General features: G+C 50.2%; 1 pseudogene. It reads right to left on the bottom strand.

The window, feature by feature from the left end:
• A pseudogene (locus UF05_RS08545) lies at nt 1-406 on the bottom strand (metallopeptidase TldD-related protein); the annotation flags it as partial.

Genomic DNA, 406 nt, shown 5'->3' with positions numbered 1-406 from the left:
ACCCAGAGGCCTGCCGCACCGCTAGAGTAATCACCCGTTGCCCCGATCCCACCTTGGCCCATCCCTTCTGTTACCAAAAGCCCGTTGCATACATCAGCATTTGCTCAAAGTTTTGGCCTGTCGACTTCACGTACCAGTTGTGAATTCCACCAGCATGACCAGTGGGCTCCATCTTCATCTTGCGAGCGGCATAACTGGTTAGTAGATAGGTCGCCAACACTCCGGCGATAATGATTTCACGATCTTGCGTATAAACGCCTTCGCTATCGGATGGGCTGGATGTTAAATCGCGGAATACATGCGGACGCTCTGAAAAATTGAGCCATTCAGACCAGACTTGTCTACGCAAATTTTGCAGTAAGTATTAAGATTTGCGGTACAGTTGGACAGCGCTGATCGCCATCAC

The sequence above is a fragment of the Vibrio sp. S457-15 genome (assembly GCF_000960545.1).
GTDB classification, from domain to species: domain Bacteria; phylum Pseudomonadota; class Gammaproteobacteria; order Enterobacterales; family Vibrionaceae; genus Vibrio; species Vibrio parahaemolyticus.
Note: the sequence above shows the minus strand (reverse complement) of the source record. Positions and strands in the feature narration are given on the sequence as shown.